The organism is Arthrobacter rhizosphaerae, assembly GCF_023062595.1.
In the GTDB taxonomy this organism is placed as follows: domain Bacteria; phylum Actinomycetota; class Actinomycetes; order Actinomycetales; family Micrococcaceae; genus Arthrobacter; species Arthrobacter rhizosphaerae.
This window is the reverse complement of record NZ_JALLAN010000005.1, coordinates 122,339-140,197: the sequence shown is the minus strand read 5'-3', so window position 1 is coordinate 140,197 and position 17,859 is coordinate 122,339. Positions and strand designations below refer to the sequence as shown.

General features: G+C 59.2%; 10 protein-coding genes. 4 read left to right on the top strand and 6 right to left on the bottom strand.

Translation table 11 applies throughout. The features are described from left to right. Positions 1-12: 12 nt before the first annotated feature. The 3 genes from MU551_RS08765 to MU551_RS08755 all read left to right on the top strand — a co-directional run bounded on the left by MU551_RS08765 (position 13) and on the right by MU551_RS08755 (position 4,753). On the top strand, positions 13-2,007 hold the full coding sequence (locus MU551_RS08765) for a DUF6541 family protein (RefSeq protein WP_247042640.1): 1,995 nt from the start codon (positions 13-15) through the stop codon (positions 2,005-2,007). A 363-nt stretch (positions 2,008-2,370) separates the two neighbouring features. Then, a complete protein-coding gene (locus tag MU551_RS08760) occupies positions 2,371-4,143 on the top strand; it encodes a L,D-transpeptidase family protein (protein ID WP_247042638.1) in 1,773 nt (590 codons plus the stop codon). Positions 4,144-4,294: 151 nt separating this feature from the next. Then, complete coding sequence (locus MU551_RS08755; RefSeq protein ID WP_247042631.1) at positions 4,295-4,753, top strand: hypothetical protein; 459 nt, start codon at positions 4,295-4,297, stop codon at positions 4,751-4,753. 50 nt (positions 4,754-4,803) lie between these two features. Here MU551_RS08755 and MU551_RS08750 read toward each other — a convergent pair whose 3' ends face one another. Genes MU551_RS08750 through glf form a run of 5 tightly spaced genes read right to left on the bottom strand, consistent with a single transcriptional unit; the run spans position 4,804 to position 12,920 of the window. Then, complete coding sequence (locus tag MU551_RS08750; protein ID WP_247042623.1) at positions 4,804-8,061, bottom strand: family 78 glycoside hydrolase catalytic domain; 3,258 nt, start codon at positions 8,059-8,061, stop codon at positions 4,804-4,806. 47 nt (positions 8,062-8,108) lie between these two features. Continuing rightward, on the bottom strand, positions 8,109-8,864 hold the full coding sequence (locus MU551_RS08745) for an ABC transporter ATP-binding protein (protein WP_247042621.1): 756 nt from the start codon (positions 8,862-8,864) through the stop codon (positions 8,109-8,111). Between the two features lies 1 nt (position 8,865). Continuing rightward, positions 8,866-9,747, bottom strand: coding sequence for an ABC transporter permease (locus MU551_RS08740; protein WP_247042620.1), 882 nt, complete (start codon positions 9,745-9,747; stop codon positions 8,866-8,868). After that, on the bottom strand, positions 9,748-11,736 hold the full coding sequence (locus MU551_RS08735; RefSeq protein ID WP_247042611.1) for a glycosyltransferase: 1,989 nt from the start codon (positions 11,734-11,736) through the stop codon (positions 9,748-9,750). After that, complete coding sequence (glf, locus tag MU551_RS08730) at positions 11,733-12,920, bottom strand: UDP-galactopyranose mutase (RefSeq protein ID WP_247042609.1); 1,188 nt, start codon at positions 12,918-12,920, stop codon at positions 11,733-11,735. The genes MU551_RS08735 and glf overlap by 4 nt, the downstream gene beginning before the upstream one ends. A gap of 272 nt (positions 12,921-13,192) precedes the next feature. On the opposite strand from glf, the gene MU551_RS08725 reads away from it, so the two are divergent. Continuing rightward, complete coding sequence (locus tag MU551_RS08725) at positions 13,193-17,203, top strand: type VII secretion EssC family protein (RefSeq protein WP_247042607.1); 4,011 nt, start codon at positions 13,193-13,195, stop codon at positions 17,201-17,203. Here the strand turns inward: MU551_RS08725 and MU551_RS08720 are convergent. Beyond that, complete coding sequence (locus MU551_RS08720) at positions 17,198-17,740, bottom strand: hypothetical protein (protein WP_308198298.1); 543 nt, start codon at positions 17,738-17,740, stop codon at positions 17,198-17,200. The two genes, MU551_RS08725 and MU551_RS08720, sit on opposite strands and share 6 nt — an antisense overlap. Between the last annotated feature and the right edge of the window lie 119 nt (positions 17,741-17,859).

The following is a 17,859-nucleotide window of genomic DNA, read 5'->3' as shown; positions in this document are numbered from 1 at the left end:
AAACTTTATTAAATGATCTGGATCGGCTTTCTCCCGACGATTGCATCAGCCCTTCTGCTGGCAGTAGTTCCAGGTCTGCTTGTTTCATTGCTCCTTGGTGCCAGAGGCATGGCTGCGTGGGCCTTGGCCGGCCCGGTCGGCATAACGTTAATTTCCGGTTCAGCTGTCATTGCCGGTCTCCTCCAGCTCGAGTTCTCTCTGTGGGCGCTCTTAGTCGCCAGTGCGGCGGCCTGCCTCTTGTCGCTGGCTTTTCGGAACCGCAAACGGGGTGTCAGCAATGTAGCCACCGAGCCTGCACGTGGACGTGCTGCATTAAAGCTGCTGGCAAGAAATCCGCGTGGGCTATGGACCCTCGGTTTCCTCCTTCTTGCGGGGGCGGTGATTTTCTGGCGGATGATCACTATCTTCGGGAACCCTGGAAGTATCTCCCAGACCTTCGATGACATTTATCACCTGAATTCGGTTCGTTACATAGTGGACTCAGGAAATGGATCATCTCTGACGGTGGGCCAACTCGTGGATCCCCAAAACCAGTGGGCTATGTATCCGGCTGCATGGCACGATTACGTTGCTTTGGTGTCGCAGCTGGCCGGATCTGCGATTCCTGAGGCCATTAATGCTGCCAACCTCGTAATTTGTTGTGTACTGTGGCCCGCCGGGGCGGTATTCCTCGTGGACAGCATCGTCGGCGTGAGGACCGCCGCCCGTGCCCTTACAGCGGTAGGGGCGGCAGGTTTCAGTCAGTTCCCCTACCTCATGGTCGACTTCGGTGTCTTGTACCCCACATTGTTGGCGACGGCTGCTCTTCCCGCTGTCCTTGCCGTTCTGATAACGGCGATACGAAATGACCAAGGCCGGGACGGAAAGGCGATACGGCCGTGGATGCTCTTCGCTGTAGCCCTGACCGGATTGATGATGGCCCACCCCTCCTCGCTGCTCGCACTCCTGGCGTTTGGTCTTCCGTGGCTTGCGGTTCGATGGTTCCGCTGGTTCAGTGCCAACCGCGCCGACGGATTCCGGGGCATGCTTTATCCCCTCCTTGCCGCACTTGGTTCTGCCATCTCCATTTATTTCATTTGGAAGTACATGCGGCCCGACCCGGCAAGCGCGACGTGGGCGGCACATCAAACCCTCGCAAGGGCATTCGGCGAGGCGCTCACGGGTGCAGCAATGGGCCGCCCCATGCCCATCTTCTTTTCGGTTCTGGTGATTGTCGGGCTTTATTCAGCCTATCGGGATCGCAAGTTTGGCCGGGCAACGGCGAGCTTTGTCATCGGCATTGGGCTTTATGTCGTTGTCAGTGGAATGGCCTTTGGCCGATTCCGCTCATTCGTTGCCGGCGGGTGGTACAACGACAGCTACCGTATCGCTGCCCTCATGCCCATTGTGACCCTGCCTCTGGCAGTAGTCGGGGGGCTCTGGCTGCTGTCACAACTGCGTTCATACGCTTTGCGCGACAAGAGGCTCCGGCTGCTCCGCTTAGATCGTACACATGGAGCGAGCCTGCTGCTCCCGCTCGTTCTGCTGGCTGGCACTGTCGCAGTAACCCAGTTCCGCACCGTAGGTATTGAGGTCGGGAACGCCGCCCGGAACTTTCAGCTCAGAACCGATTCGCCGCTGCTTTCAACCGACGAACACGACTTGCTCCTGCAGGTCCCGCAGTTTGTTCCAGAGGGTGAAACGGTCATAGGCTCCCCTTGGACAGGGGCTTCCCTTGTTTATGCCTACACAGGTCGCCCTGCCCTCCTGCCCCACACCCAAGGCACTCCCGGACCAGACGCTGAAATCGTTATGAAGCGATTAAACAGGGTGGATTCAGATCCCGCCGTGTGTGAAGCGCTGCGGAGAATAAACAGCAGGCATGTGCTCGACTTCGGCGACAATGAGGTGCACGGCGGCGCGCACAAGTACCCCGGCTTGGAAAACCTCGATGCGGCTCCGGGGATTGAGCAAGTCGCCAGGGTTGGCAAGGCAATTCTTTACCGGGTTTCGGCCTGCGACGAATAGAACGTGATGGCCCGAAAACATTTCGCCAAAGAGAATGCATGGCGCGGAAAATTGAGGGTCCATAAAGCCCTTTCCGCCGTTACACTATGAATTGCTGCGTCGGCTCCCGACGGAAGTTGAATCAGCAGTAGGCGCCCTACGCGTGTAAGTCTTTTGGGGGAGATTTTGGCAAATTTAGGAAGCATTACTGCAAGGTCCGCCTTCAGTTTGTTGTTTGTGCTGGGTCTGATGTGCACGTCCATGGGTTTCGCTGAAGCGAACCAGGCACCACCTGAACCGAAACTGTCAAAAGACGAATTGTCTGCCACGACGCCCGCTGCGCCTTCAGCGACACCATCGGCCGACCCGACGGCGACTGAGCCCGTGACGAAGACTCCAGCGCCAATGCTTTCGGCTGATCCGACAGCTGTCCCGGGTACCTTCGCAGCGCCGGTCGTCACGCCTACTGCCGCACCCGAAAAGACAACATCGGACGCCGGGGAACCACTGACAACACAGGCTGCGGACGTGGCGCCGCCACCAGGCTCGGAATCCAGCATTGAGTCATTGTGGTCCTCGCTCGGTGGAGCGGCAGGAACCCTGGGCCCCGCAACGGCCGAAATCCAGTGTGGCTTGGCCGACGACGGCTGCCTCCGGACGTTCCAAAAGGGCGACATCTATTGGGTCTCAGCTGTGGGCGCCAATCCTGTCTGGGGTGCCAACCGGGTCGCGTACCTGAGCCACGGCGCCCAGGCAGGCGGACTGCGCTACCCCACCGGCGCCGAAACCTGCGGCCTCCGCGACGGCGGCTGCACCCAGACGTTCCAAGGCGGCCAGCTCTTCTGGTCACCCGCCACGGGATCCGTCCCTGTCTGGGGCGCCAACCGGGTCGCATACCTCAACCACGGCGCCCAGGCAGGCGGACTGCGCTACCCCACCGGCGCCGAAACCTGCGGCCTCCGCGACGGCGGCTGCACCCAGACGTTCCAAGGCGGCCAGCTCTTCTGGTCACCCGCCACAGGATCCGTCCCTGTCTGGGGCGCCAACCGGGTCGCATACCTCAACCACGGCGCCCAGGCAGGCGGACTGCGCTACCCCACCGGCGCCGAAACCTGCGCCCTCCGCGACGGCGGCTGCACCCAGAGCTTCCAAGGCGGCCAGCTCTACTGGTCACCCGCCACAGGATCCGTCCCTGTCTGGGGCGCCAACCGGGTCGCATACCTCAACCACGGCGCCCAGGCAGGCGGACTGCGCTACCCCACCGGCGCCGAAACCTGCGGACTCCGCAACGGGGGCTGCACCCAGTCCTTCCAAGGCGGAAAACTGTTCTGGTCACCCGCCGCCGGCTCCCACCCCATCTGGGGGGCGATCGGAGGGACCTGGCTTGCCCGTGGCGGCCCCGCTGGCTCGTTGGGTTATCCCACCGAGACAGAGAAGTGCTGGGCAACCGGCTGCCAGCAGTGGTTCGAAAATGGCTCAATGGGCTGGAGTCCCACTGCGGGAGCAAAGATCTACATCTCGCCCAGCGGCTACTGCGAAGCCATCAACCGCGGATCGGTGAACTATGGAACGGGCGGGGCCCAGCGCGTCACCTTCGCGATTGCAGAGGGTTATGCTGTTAGCCCAGTAACGTCCGTTACGTGTGTTAACTCAGGCGGCCGCTATGTTTACGAATGGTCCACGTGGGCCCAGGCAGGTGAGTCCGGCTTCGCCCGCCCCGGCGTCCCCTCCGGCCCGACGATTAACAAGTATTCTCCAACCGGTTCGTATACCGTGACAGATGCCTTCGGCTTGGGCAATCCTGGAACAGCGCTCAATTATCAGACGCTCAATCAGTTCTCACGGTGGGGCGGTCGACTGAACGCTAATTACAACAAGTACTTTGAGTCGAGCGCGGACATTTTCCCGGATGAGAACATGTGGTATTACGCAACAAGGCCATCCCACGACTACCGGCAGGGCGTGGTCATTAATTACAACCGGCCGCCGGATTCCGCAATCGTGATGGACGCTGGTTTTGCCATTTTTCTCCATGCCAACCGGGCACCGAGCTGGGGCTGCATCGCCATGAATGAGGGTGACGTCGTTCGTTTCATGACACGCTCCGTTCCAGGTGACCGTATCGTTATGGGAGTTGTCGCAGATGTCTTTCGGTAGGCCAACGCATGGCTGGATGCATGCAACGCCCCCCGCCCTACTGGCGGCTCTGATATGCCTGACTTCCTGCACCGACCCGACCCAAATTCCCCAGACACCCTCATCCTCGGCCTCTACGAAGCCTCCGGATGTCGCGCGTGACGGTCGAACCGTGGTGCCCAGTTCAAAAGTGACCGCCTGCGAGGTCATCGGGCCGCCGGAAATAGGAGAGGCGCTGGGCGCCCGTGCCTCCACGCTGCAGCCAGGACAGCCCTCTGGCGTTCAGGATTCAGCCGGAGTCACAAAGGAATCTTGCATCTACCCCCTTGATCAGAGCGGCAACACGACCAACGCCGTTGTCGCTGAAGTTTCCACATACCCGTCGGCTGAGTTGCTGGCGGGCAGCTACCACTTCGAATTGATGATGGAGCCGGAAGACGTGACTGGTCTCGGTGATCGGGCCAAATTCGCGATGAACAGCCTCAGCGGCACCAACGAGTATGTCCTGGCAGTCGTGTCCGGAAACAAGGTGTTCCGCTTTCTTATTGCCGTCCCTGCCTCTGCCCCTGATTGGGACAGAACCTCAGGCAAGGCCGCCGTCGAATCCCTCGCCCGGAAAGCCGATATCTGATCACAGACAGACTGCCTCACCACCCAGGCGGTCCGGATGGCGCGAAGACTTCACTGGCTTACGATCTTGAACTCGTAGTGCCCGGATCCAAGCTCCACTATGACCTCGGCACCCACTTCGGAAAGCACCTTTACGTCCGTGTCTGGCAGCTCGGATCCGCCTTCGGTAACTTCCGCTGCCCTATCGGCAGGCAGATGTACCGTGGCCGTGGTATTCGCCGGTACAGAGACAGACATATCCAGCACATCCCCCGCCAGACGCCAGCTCGACTCAATCCGTCCGTAAACAGAGTCAAAATGAGCCGATGCCTGGCTAAGCCCGCCTCCAACTTTTGGCGCTATAACAAAACGTTTGTACCCAGGGGAGGATGGGGATATGCCAGCGATATTTTGGTACATCCAGGCCCCAACGGCGCCGTATGCGTAGTGGTTATAGGAGTTCAAGCGGGGATCGCCCAAGTCACCGTTGGGTTTCACCCCATCCCAACGCTCCCACATGGTCGTGGCACCCTGTTCGACTTCATATCCCCACGAGGGATAGGTGGTCTGGTTAAGGACTCTATAGGCAATGTCCTGGTGTCCGGACCTGCTCAGTGCCTCCAGCAGCCACGGCGTTCCCAGGAATCCGGTGGAGAGGTGATCGTCACGCAGCTTCACCAGGGATACCAGGCGACTGCCTGCTGGCGCCAGAAGTTCTTCCGGCATCAGGTCCATCCCGATAGCGATGGCATATGCGCCCTGGCTCTCGTGGACCAGGGAGCCGTCGCCCTTGACATACAGACGCACGAAGTTGCTCTTGGCCTTCTCGGCCTCAGAAGCAAACGAAAGACTATCCTGCGTCTCACCGATTGCCTCCGCCATCTCCCCCAGCAACCTCGCAGTGTAGGCGAAATAAGCCGTGCCAATCAATCCCGCGTCGGTCGGATCGTCCAGATTAAGCCAGTCCCCGTACGGACCGTGTACAACTGCCCCTGATGGATTGACGGAATTCAGCCGGTACTCCATGAACTTCTTCATCATCGCGTAGTTGTCGCGGATGACGTTCAGATTCCCGTAGGTTTGCCAGAGGGAATAGGGAACTGTCACAGCGGCGTCGGACCATCCGGCACCTCCTGCGAAGCAGCCACAGAGGCTAGGTGCTGTGCCAGGAAAGTCTCCACCGGGCAGTTGAGCATCACGAAGGTCGCCCAGCCACTTGCTGAGGAAGTTCAGCGCATTGGTGTTGTATGTCGCCGTGGGGGCAAATACCCCAATGTCCCCAGTCCAGCCAAGCCTCTCGTCCCTTGCTGGTGTGTCCATGGGAATCGACAGGAAGTTCCCGCGCTGGCTCCAGGTGATATTGCTCTGGAGTTGGTTCAGCATCCCGCTGGAAGTTGAAAGCGAACCCGTGTCTGACGGAATGCTGCTCCACACCTGGCCGGAAACCTGATCTGCCGACGGCGGCTCATCAGTCCCGGTGATCTCGGCATATCTGAACCCATGAAAGGTGAACTTCGGGGTGAAATCCACCTCGCCGTCCGGCCCGAAAGTGTATCGGTCCGTGGCCTTCGCGCTGCGGAGATTTGCTGTGTACAGCGTCCCGTCCTTGTTCAGCATTTCACCATAGCGAATCCGGATTGTCTGACCGGGCTTGCCACGCAGCTTGGTGGTAAGCACACCCACCATGTTCTGCCCCATGTCATAAATCCACTGACCCGGTGCCGGCTCCGTGCGTCCGATGGGCTGCAGTTCCTGGACATTCTGTACCGGTGCGTCGGGCTGGGGTTCCAGTGCTGCGCCTGCTGGTGAGGCCACGATTTCTGCTGCTCGGACCGTGGGGTTGTTGAAGCCCACGTCTTGCCAGCCTTGGGGCATTCTGCGTTCGTCAAAGGTCTCGCCCATGATCAGATCAGCCTGAACCAATGGTCCGGGAAGCATCTGCCAGGTGGAATCTGTGGAAAGAGTCTGATGCGTCCCATCAGCGAAATCAATTCGGAGTTGGCCCAGGAAAGAGGGCCTCGAACCGTAAAGCATCGATCCGAATCCGCCAACGTTCCCGCTGTACCACCCATCACCCAACATTGCGGACAGGACATTGCCGCCTTCTTTGACCAGGCCTGTGACGTCATAGGTCTGATAGTGAATCCGTTTGGAATAGTCCGTCCAGCCAGGCGCCAGCCTGCGGTCCCCCACTACCTGTCCGTTGATGCTGACCTCGTAAAGGCCACGTGCCGTGGCATACAATCTGGCGGACACCACCCGTTGGCCGGCGTTGAACTCTTTCCGGAGCAGTGGCAGGGGCGGCCGGGGATCATGCAGGACGTCCAGCGGTGCCGCGAGTTTGAGCAGACCGCCTTCCGTAGTTGCTTCAGTGAAGGGGGCAGGGCCCGAATTGAAGTCCGATTCCAACAAAGTATTCCCGTTGTCGGACGTGACCACGATGTTGCGGATGGACGCAGTCTCCGGTCCCTGATGCAGCGTGGCCTGCCGAAACCCGACGTATCCCTCGCCGTAGGAAGCATCCTCAAGACGGTCAATTTCAGTACCGTCAAGCTTCGTGACAAACGAACTGCCTTTTGCTTCAACTGTTAAATTGTGAAAGGACAAGCGAAGCGATTCGCTCGTCACGAATTGTGAGATGTCCTTCTCCCGCAGAACTGAGTAGGAACTGTATTTCTTGATATGGGCACGAAGCTTGGGAGTTCCGTCGGCTACCGAAAGCTGCCACATGTATCCGTTGTTCAGATCCTTTGAGCGCAGGTACAACCCCATGGCAATATCGTCCAGTCTGAAGTCAACGCTGACCCGGTAATCCCGCCATTGGGACAGGTCCGCGCCTGGGTCCGCACCCCCAATCCACTGCCCATTCCAGCCGTCGGCCGGCAATGCCGTTTCAAACCAGGCAGCTTCGCTCCAACCGCTCTGGCGGCCGGCGGAGTCCCAGATCCGCACCTGCCAGTAGTAGCGGTGCTGCGATGCCAACTCGGGTCCGGCGTATGCGATGTTGACCTGTTCTGAAGATTCGATTCGGCCGGACTTCCACTGGTCAGCGCTTTCCAGACGATCTTCGGTGGTTGCAACCCGCACCTCATAAGCCGATTGGACAGTGTTCCGGGAGGACGCTTCACTTTGCCAGCTCAGGGCAGCGTCCTTCATCGGGATGCCAAGCGGCAAGGCAGAGCCGTTGGTCCTTAGGGAAACGACGTGCAGGGATTTGACGTCCACCAGCATGCCGGCAATCAAGGCGACGGCGACCAAAATGGCCGCTGCTCCGCACAGCCACACGATAGCTTTCCGCTTGCCGAGTGCTCTGAGCAGCCCTCCCAGCAACGTAACTCCTTTTGGTCGGGTGTGTCGGTCAGTTCCCAAACTGGGGATCAGTGAGGCTCAGCCGAACGGCTCCTGAGCTCCGCTACGACGTCGTGCACTTCACCGTCCAGGATGATCTTGCCATGCTCCAGAAGCACACCGCGTTCGCAGACGGTCGAAACAAGATCAAGGTCGTGGCTCACGACAAAGAGCGTTTTGCCCTTCTCGGCGAGCTCCTTGATTTTTGCGATGCACTTTCTTTGGAACGGTTCGTCTCCGACGGCCAGAATTTCATCGATGAGAAACACTTCCGGATCGGTGTGCACGGCGATGGAAAAGGCCAGGCGCAAGTACATACCCGAGGAATAGAACTTGACCTCCGTATCGATGAATTCCCCGATCTCTGAGAACTCAACGATGGAATCGAACATTTCGTCAATCTGCTTCTCGGTCATGCCGAGAATGGCACCGTTGAGGTACACATTATCCCGGCCGCTGAGGTCATGATGGAATCCGGCGCCCACCTCGATGAGGCCGGCCACGCGACCGCGCGTCAGCACGGAGCCGCCGTCCGGTTGAAGAACACCTGAAATCAGCTTGAGCAGCGTTGACTTTCCTGATCCGTTCAGTCCAAGGAGGGCAACCGTCTCGCCCTGCCGGACTTCCAAGGACACTTCGTCCAGCGCAAGGAACTTCTTGGATAGGTCCCCTTTCCTGCCCTTGATCAGCCAAACCACGGCCTCTTTCATGGAGCGCGTGTGGCGCAGTACGAACTGTTTGCGCAGATTGGAACAACTGATGGCGACGTGGCCCAGTGCAGTCATATCAAAGCTCCTGAGCAAAGTGGACGGCGAGGCGGCGGAACATGAACTGTCCGATGAACAGCACAATGAACGAAATCAGAAACGCTAGGGGAAGCCAGATGGTAACCAGATCGGGGGGCATGGAGGCCGTGGCCATCTGATCGTCCTTCAATGTCGGATACCAGAAGGCATAGTGGAAGGCTTCCACTGCAACCGTCATGGGATTGAGCTGATAGATCCAGTACCAGGGACCCATAACACGCTCCACCATGGTCCATACGTAAAGCACCGGGGATGCCCAGGTGACAACCATGAGGATCATGTCCACAATGTTTTCCGAGTCCCGGAAGTAGACGTTCGCTGCCCCGAAGACGAGTCCAAGCCCTGTGGCCAAAACAGCGACGAGGATAAAAGCGAGGAGGGCGGCAGTCAGCTGCAGAATGGATGGTGACCAGCCGCCTATAAGGCAGGCTCCAACAAGCACTACAAGCTGGGGCAGGAAATGCGCGGCGGACACCCAAACTGTCGCAACCGGGAACAGCTCCCGCGGAAGATAGATTTTCCGGATGAGATCCCGGTTATCCACAATGGACCTGGTCGCATTTCCCAGAGACTCCGTGAAGAAATTCACCAGCACGATTCCGGCGAAGAGGTAGATGGCGTAATTCGGGGTGCCGCGCTGAAGGTTCAGGAAGATGCCCAAAGCCACAAAATAGATCAAAAACTGCATCAGCGGCTTGACATAGGACCACAGCAGCCCCAGCACCGATCCCCGGTAACGGACCTTGATTTCCTTCCGCACCAACAGCTTTAGCAGGAAGCGGTGATCATAAACGTCAAGCAACCCCCGGCCCTTTCCAGGCCGCGTCAGTTCATCGGGGATATCCACCATGGTGACCGCCATCTACTTCATATCCTCGGCGCCGGCCTCGAACGTTTTTTTCCATGATTCGATTGAAGTGACGTCAGCGACAGCATTCCTGTACTGATCAGCAAGCCGGTCCCACTCCCGGTAAATCCTGGCGTGAAGTGCTGTTGCCTCTGTGAGCATTGATTTGAGTTTCTTCGGGTCCCGCCGGTACCAGGAAGCACCTGTGCCCTCTGCGTTGGATACTACTACGCTGTCGTAGTGCGCCAAGCGGAACCATCGGTTGTCACGATGGGCGAGGAAGCCCTGGGGTGTCGCTGCGCTTTCCGGATCCGGCGCCTTGACCAACTGACGGGCCACGGTCTTGATGGCCCAGGGAACAAGGTCCTTCTTGCTCGGCATTCCAATGGGAGCCCCACCCAAGGGACCCCTGCCGATTTTTGGCGCCGGGAAATCATCAACGTCTTCTTTCAGCTGCGCGTCGGTGTACTGCGACTTCAGCGCGTTAATTTCCGGCAGTTTCGTGCCCAATACCTTGTGAAGATCCTGCGGTCCCTTGAAGATGTCCCTGAGGGCCTCAATCCGTCCATGCTGGGTGAAGTACTGCATGGATACGAGGTGCTTGACGTCAGCCTGTACAGACTCCCTAAGAAGCCGCCCGCCCTTCTTGTAGGGACTGTGGATCAGCGTGGTGATAAGCCTGTTCCGTTCATGGAAGTACGCTTGCCAGCCGACAAGATCGTCTTTGTCGAGCCACGAAACATGCCAAACGGCTGCCCCCGGAAATGAAACAGTGGCAAATCCCGCTTCCCTCGCGCGCAGGCCGTATTCGGCATCGTCCCATTTGATGAAGAAAGGAAGTGAGAGGCCTATCTCCTTAATGACCTGCGTCGGGATGAGGCACATCCACCAGCCGTTATAGTCCACATCCACACGCCGATGGAGCCAGGCTGTCTGGCGGAGATTGCCTACGCTGAAGTCGTGCCGCACTTCCATGTCCGCATGGGGCGCTGCGGGAACGAAGCGGAACGGGTCCACAACTTCACCAAAGGTGTGCAGGACGCTGCGGCTGTAAAGATCGAACATGTGTCCGCCAACAATCGTCGGCTTGCGGCAGCGGTCAGCAAATGCCAAGAGCCGGACGATGCTCTCCGGTTCCACCACAATGTCGTCATCGAGGAGGAGGACGTAGTCGCTCCCGTTGTCCACGGCTTCGTACATGCCGCGGGCGAAACCCCCGGAACCACCCAGATTTGCCTGATTGATAACGCGCAGCTGGCTGCCAAGGGCGTCCCTTACCTCCGCGAAGCCTTCCTGATCCTGAACCTTTTGCGTGCCTTGGTCGACAATAAGAATCTCCTTGACGTTCTGCAGGACGTCACGGTTTTCCGCCAGGATCCGCGCATTGTTGAGGCAGAAATCAGGCTTATTCATGGTAGTAATCTGGAGCGTGACCTGCCCCGGGCGCGCCACCTCCCCCGCACCCTGCCACTCGGCACTTTCGAGAACGAGTTCACTGGAGCTTGAGGCCAAATCGAACCAGTACCAGCCGCCGTCGCCGAACGGCTTCAACGAAAGGTCAAATACGGAGGTGGAAGACCCCTCCACGTGCTTGCCATCGACCCGCTGCAGGGAGCCCCGGGCGTTGGATTTGTAGACCGTAACGGTACCGGTCCCACTGGTCTCCACCTTGAGGCGGATGTCCCGAACAGAAGTCCAGCGTCGCCAATAGCTCGCGGGGAACGCATTGAAGTATGTTCCAAAAGACAGCTGCTCCCCTACCCGCACGCGGACTGAACGACGGGTCAGGAAGTCTTCAAAGTGCGCTTGTGGCCCACCCGAACTGATCATCTGCAGTTTGTCTTCAAGCAATTTGGGGGAACGCGCCAGCTCGTCATTCTCCCGCAGCCGGATGCCGCTTGCGCTTCCCGCGTCTACGTACAGAGGGGCAGTGTCCATCTGGTCAGCGGAAGGAAGGATTACCCGCTGAAGAGTGTTCCAGCCTTCCAAGTCTGCGTTGCTCATGCGTCCACTCCTCCGCTTTCAAACTTGGTCCCGGCTTCAAAGTGCGGCCGGATCTGGTTGTCAAACATGCTGAGCGCCGACCCGATGGCCATGTGCATATCCAAGTACTTGTAGGTACCAAGACGGCCGCCGAAAAGGACTCCAGGTTCGGCTGCGGCGAGGTCACGGTACTTCAGCAACCTGTCCCGGTCCGCCGCCGTGTTGATGGGGTAATAGGGTTCATCGCCCTTTTCAGCCGCACGGGAAAACTCCCTCATAATGACTGTTTTTTCTGTCTGGTACTCACGCTCGGGGTGAAAATGGCGCGGCTCGATGATACGGGTGAATGCGACGTCGTCGTCGTTGTAGTTGACCACCGACGTTCCTTGGAAATCGCCGACGTCGAGCACTTCCTCCTCGAAGTCGATGGTCCGCCACGAGAGGTCACCCTCGGAGTAGTCGAAGTATCGGTCGACAGGGCCTGTATAAACAACCGGGGTAGTGCCAACTACCCCTTTCTTGTTGTACTCCTGCGATTCATCAAAAAAGTCAGTGTTAAGCAGGACATCGATGTTCGGGTGATCAGCCATTTTCTCAATCCAAGCTGTATAGCCGTCCGTCGGCAGACCCTCATAGGTGTCATTGAAGTACCGGTTGTCGTAGTTGTACCGGACCGGAAGCCGCGAAATGATCCCGGCGGGCAGGTCCTTGGGATCCGTCTGCCATTGCTTGCCGGTGTAATGCTTGATGAATGCTTCATACAGGGGGCGTCCGATGAGCTGGATGCCCTTGTCATTGAGGTTCTTGGGGTTGGTGCCTGCGAGCTCGCCTGCTTGTTCCCGGATAAGGTCCCTTGCCTGCCCTGGGGTGAGGTTCGACCGGAAAAACTGGTTGATCGTTGCCAGGTTGATGGGGAGGGAATATACCTCCCCATTATGGACGCCGTAGACCTTATGAACATAGTTTGTGAAAGACGTAAAGCGATTCACATACTCCCACACCCGCTCATTTGAGGTGTGGAAAAGGTGCGCGCCATAACGGTGGACCTCGATGCCTGTCTCAGGATCTTTCTCGCTGTACGCATTGCCGCCAATATGGTGGCGGCGGTCGATTACAGCGACCTTCAAGCCCAGCTCCGTAGCGGCCCGTTCTGCGATAGTCAGTCCGAAAAAGCCGGAGCCAACGATGACGAGGTCAGCGGTCACAAAATCTCCTGGTTCGAAAGCGGGCAGCCCAAAGCGGTGCATTGGCTGCTGCTCTAGCCTACCCGAGGGCGGAACAGTAGTCGTGTTGAGCGCAAGGTCCCGGAGCAGCAGGGCTACCGGGCTGCAGGGCAGAATATTCTCAGGACGCCGAACCGGCCAGCTTCATCGTCCTGTTTTCAAGTGGTTGTCCACATAGGGCAGCCGGCGCCTCATCTCTCCTGCTCAGGGCCCATAACGTGGATCACATCATCGTTATATAAGCGAGGGAGACCATGAGGTTCGAATGTACATTGGCCCGGTCCCCGGACCCCGGGACGCGGCCCGGTGAGGACGGAGACTGTGTAGAACTGACAATCTCAGCACCGCCGGGATGCAGCGGACTGGAGCTGCAGGACGCCGTCTCCCGGAAGTATGGCACGCTTGCCCTCACTGCTGGAGGGTCTCCAATTGCAGGCATGATCGTTGGTGTTCCGCCACTTGTCTCGGGGGTTGTCCTGGTGGACGGAACTATCTCACCGCCCTTTTCCAGGAACCCGGAAAGGTCGTCCTCCGGTTTGATGCTGGCGATCCATGGCGGCCCCGGTGCAGGCGCTGTTGTGCCGCTGGGCCGGGGTTCCGTCCGCATTGGCCGTAGCGGCACAGAGATCCTCATCGCCGATGCCGAGATGTCCCGGGAGCATGCCCGGTTGGAGGTGTCAGAGGCAAACGTCACCATCACCGACCTCGGCAGTGTGAACGGAACAACCGTCGATGACAAGAGGGTGAAGAGCTCGCCGGTTTCCACCGACTCGGTAATACGCTGCGGCCACTCAACGCTAAGCATCGTCTTCGGCGGCTCCCTTACGGAACAACGCATTGATGCTGCAGCAGCTGGCAGCAATGTTGCCGAGCCCTTGATTGTAGGAAGGAAAGCCGAAACCGGAAGCCGCGGGACGTTGATCCTCTCTGCCGGCCTCCCAATTGCCATCGGAGTAGGCCTCGCCTTGATTACAGGTATGTGGATGTTTCTGGCATTTACTGCAGTCTCAGCCGTTTCCGTCCTGGTGCCCCTCATGTCCGGCAGGAGTCAGCGCCGCGAGCTGCAAAGGGCAGTTCATGCTGCCGTGAAAGAAGACCAGGACCGACGACGGCGGTCCGCGCCTTCAGCTGCCGACCTTGTTCTCCAAACACGGTTCTCCAGTCCCCAGGTAATGCCCGCACCGGTCGGGAATGACGGCATCTGGCTACGGCTTGGACTGGCCACTCAACCCGCAAATGTACGGACTGACCCAATTGACCCCGGATTTCGCCCGCCCCTACTGGAAGCTGTCGCGGTAAGGCTTGAACCGGGTCCCGGAACGCGCCGTGTGCAAGGGCCTGACGAAGCCGTGGCGGGTCTTGTCAGGTCCGTGATCATGCAGCTCGCAGCCTTTCCCCTTGGCAGCGGAACCCGCGTGCTGATCCTGGGTGCAGCCAGGGAACTCCCCCTCGCTGCCCGGTTTCTCGCACAGGTCTCCCTGATGACGGGGGCTGCTGCCTGTTTGGCCCGTCTTTCTGATGGTCCAGGTCAGGGATTCCTTCATGGAGTGCTGATCATTCTGGAAGATATCCGCTGTTCAGGCGACATTGACACAGTCGTTTCCGTGGCAGTGACTAACGGTTGGCAAGTTTTTCAGTGTTCCGGCGCAGGCAGCGAACTTTCGAAGGACATGGATGGCCCGCATATCGATTTAAGCGGAGGCATGGCTCGGTTGACGAGTGCCGCAGGCAGCTTTGATTTTGTAGCGGACCGCGTTTCTGCTGTGGTTTTCGATAACTTCTGCCGACAGCTCGCCTCCAGCCAGCCACGGGATAATGCTGCCCGGCAACGTGTACCGGAAACGTGTTCGCTGGGAGATGTGCTTACGCTCTCGGATGCCGAACTTGCCCGGCGCTGGGACGAATCCCGGGGAAAGCCAGGTCTCCCCGTCAGCCTTGGCGTGGGAGCCTTCGGTCCGCGCCTCTTTGACCTGCAGGCAGACGGCCCGCACCTGCTGGTAGCCGGTACCACCGGTTCAGGTAAGTCCGAACTGCTCCGCAGCCTGACGGTTTCCCTTGCCTTGTCGTTTCCGCCCGAACGCGTCAACTTCCTCTTCGTGGATTTTAAGGGCGGTTCCGGGCTCGGGCCACTGACCGGGTTGCCGCATTGCGTCGGCTTGCTGACGGATCTGTCTCAGCATGAACTTCATCGATTTCTAGTCTCCATGCGTGCGGAAATTCGCCGCCGTGAAGAACTCCTCGCCCGGGCTGAAACCCCTGATCTCGCAAGCTACCGGGCCGCAACCACCGGAAAGATGCAGGACTTACCCCATCTGGTGCTGGTTATTGACGAGTTCAGAATGCTGGTCGAGGACGCTCCGGAAGCACTTCGCGAACTCATGAGAATTGCTGCCATCGGCCGGTCCCTCGGCCTGCACCTCATCATGGCCACCCAGCGCCCACAAGGTGCGATTACAGCTGATATCCGCGCGAATGTAACCACCAGCATCGCTCTGCGGGTGCAGTCAGAACTGGAATCAGCCGACATCATCAACTCAGGTGCGGCTGCCAGGATCCCGGTGGGGCACCCTGGCCGGGCCTTCCTTGCCCGCGGAACTGACCCACCCGAAGAATTCCAGACGGCTGCGCTGACGGGAACGACAGCTCCGGTTGGCTGCGACCTGACTGTCGCAACAACCCTTGATGTCCTAGCCGCGCCCGGCTCGGTTCCAGGGCAGCGCGATACTGCAAAAGTATCGATCACTCCGGCGGACGCCGCCGCTCCACTCATCCGCCAGGCTTGTTCCCTCTGGACAAATCTTGGTGGTGCGCCCGTCCGTGCACCGGTGATGCCGGCGCTACCTGAATTTCTTCCGTTCCCGGGTCCGGACCCCGGCTGCCTGGTGGAGCTCGGGTGGGTTGACTTTCCCGAACAGCAGATAGTTACAGCCCTGAAATGGGATCCCTCGGTTGACGGTCATCTTGGGCTGGTGGGAACGACGTCAGCAGGTACGGACGATGCGATGCACCTGATCCTGCGACAAATGCTGGAGATCCCAAGGGAAGCGCATTTTTACGTTCTGGACTCCGCCGGCTCATTGAGTGAAATGTCCGAGCTGCCATGCGTGGGTGCAGTGGCCGGCCTTCATGAACTTCGTCGCGGAGTCCGCGTGCTGGAACGCGTTGCCCACGAGATGTCTGTCCGCTTGAGCAATCAGGGCGACGGCGCAAATCCTCCTCTTATCCTCGTCGTCTCAGGTTGGGGCTCCTGGGTCTCCGCGCTCCGCGCCGGTCCGCTGGTCTGGGCTGAAGACCTGCTGGAGAACATCGTCAGGGACGGCATGAAAGCCAATGTCACGGTCCTCATTTCCGGAGATCGCGAACTCGTGACAGCGCGGTTTTTTTCATCACTTCCGAACAGGTGCTTCTTCCCTACAGGTTCCAGCGAGGAAGGCCGCCTCGCATGGCCGCGCCTCCCTGCTGTGCCCCCGGTAAAAGGCAGAGCCATCGCTTTTGGGTCCCTTGTTAAGGGGAGTCCGTCCATGGTCCAATTCTTCGCTCCACCGGAGAATGCCCTGAGGCTTCAAGCACCGGTTCCAACCCCAAAAACAACACCGTTCAGAGTGGAGCGCCTCCCTGTCTCCGTTGATGGGAGAGCCATCAGAGACCGGTATGAGGCCGCTGCATCCCGGCGAAGCGCTCCCACCGGACCTGCGCCAAGGCGACGGAACCATACGCTCCTGATAGGAGTAGGTGGAGATGAGCTGGAGCCCATAACCCTGGATCTTCCCAAGGGCGGCGTCCTCGCCGTGCTGGGTGGCCCATCGGCCGGCAAAAGTACATTTCTGCAGGCTCTCCCTGAAATGAACCCGGGGGAAGCCGCCTGGCTATGCCCGGAGCGGGATGCAGATTTGGGTTCTTACTGGTCCAGTCTGGCCGCGGAGGCTACATCGGGAGGACTCACCCCCGGTGCTATAGCCCTTGTAGATGACGCGGACCGGTTGTCGCCGGCAGCACACAACAGCCTGCTGGACCTAAACACACTGGGCGTGACAATAATCCTGGCTGCTGGCTTCAGCTCAACCATCGCCCAACGCGTGCCCCTAATGCTGCAGGCACGCAGCCACGGCTCAGGGGTACTGATTTGTCCCAGGAGCGTTCTTGACGGTGACTTCTTCGGCGTGCGTTTCGATCTGGAGGCGCGCCCGCCAGCAGGCCGTGCCGCAGTCATCTCCGGCGGTAATGCGGTCCTGACTCAACTCGGAGCTTTGGCTCCCCGACTATAAAGCGGGAGGTCCCCCGCCGGTACGTGAAGCAAAGCTGACCACGCGTTTGTCGAACAGCAGCACAATAGCTGTGGCAGCCGGGACCAGCATCAGAAGTCCAACCACCGTGAGGCCGCCGGTCAAAGCGGGAAATCCAAGGGTAAGGACGAAGAGTTGGGCAAGGAACGCACCTGCCCTCGGCCAGCGAAAAGCGCGGAACAGAAAGTAGGCCATGGCGTAGAGCCAGGCTGAAAAAACGAGTAGGAGGACAAGGAGGAACACAGCGCTCCAGAAGGAGCCGGTGGGGGCTCCACTGACCAACCCTATGATGAACCAGACTGCCGCCACCAGCAGGGCAGTTGCCTCTGCAGCCAGTATGCTGCTGAGGATGGCGATCCCCACCGGGCGCGTGAGCCTGCTGCCGGCTGCAGCGCCGTCGTTGCTCACGGGGCGGCGGTGGATTCCGGCGTTGCTGTTCATGCCGGGCTTGCTGTTCATGCCGGCATCGCGGGCGTCCCCGGAAGCATCTTCTGGTGGTTCCAGTGGAGGTCTTGACACATTGGCACAATACCGGACATAGTCACTAACTGTGAGGGCCCCTGAACAATGTGATGCATCGCTCACGCCGAACAGGCACTTCCGTCATCAAACCCCCTTGTTTACACAGCGTTAACATG

Excerpts from the sequence above, each read along its gene's own strand:
- MU551_RS08765 (WP_247042640.1), top strand. The coding sequence starts at position 13 with ATGATCTGGATCGGCTTTCTCCCGACGATTGCATCAGCCCTTCTGCTG.
- MU551_RS08745 (WP_247042621.1), bottom strand. The coding sequence starts at position 8,864 with ATGACTGCACTGGGCCACGTCGCCATCAGTTGTTCCAATCTGCGCAAA.
- MU551_RS08740 (WP_247042620.1), bottom strand. The coding sequence starts at position 9,747 with ATGGCGGTCACCATGGTGGATATCCCCGATGAACTGACGCGGCCTGGA.
- MU551_RS08735 (WP_247042611.1), bottom strand. The coding sequence starts at position 11,736 with ATGAGCAACGCAGACTTGGAAGGCTGGAACACTCTTCAGCGGGTAATC.
- MU551_RS08725 (WP_247042607.1), top strand. The coding sequence starts at position 13,193 with ATGAGGTTCGAATGTACATTGGCCCGGTCCCCGGACCCCGGGACGCGG.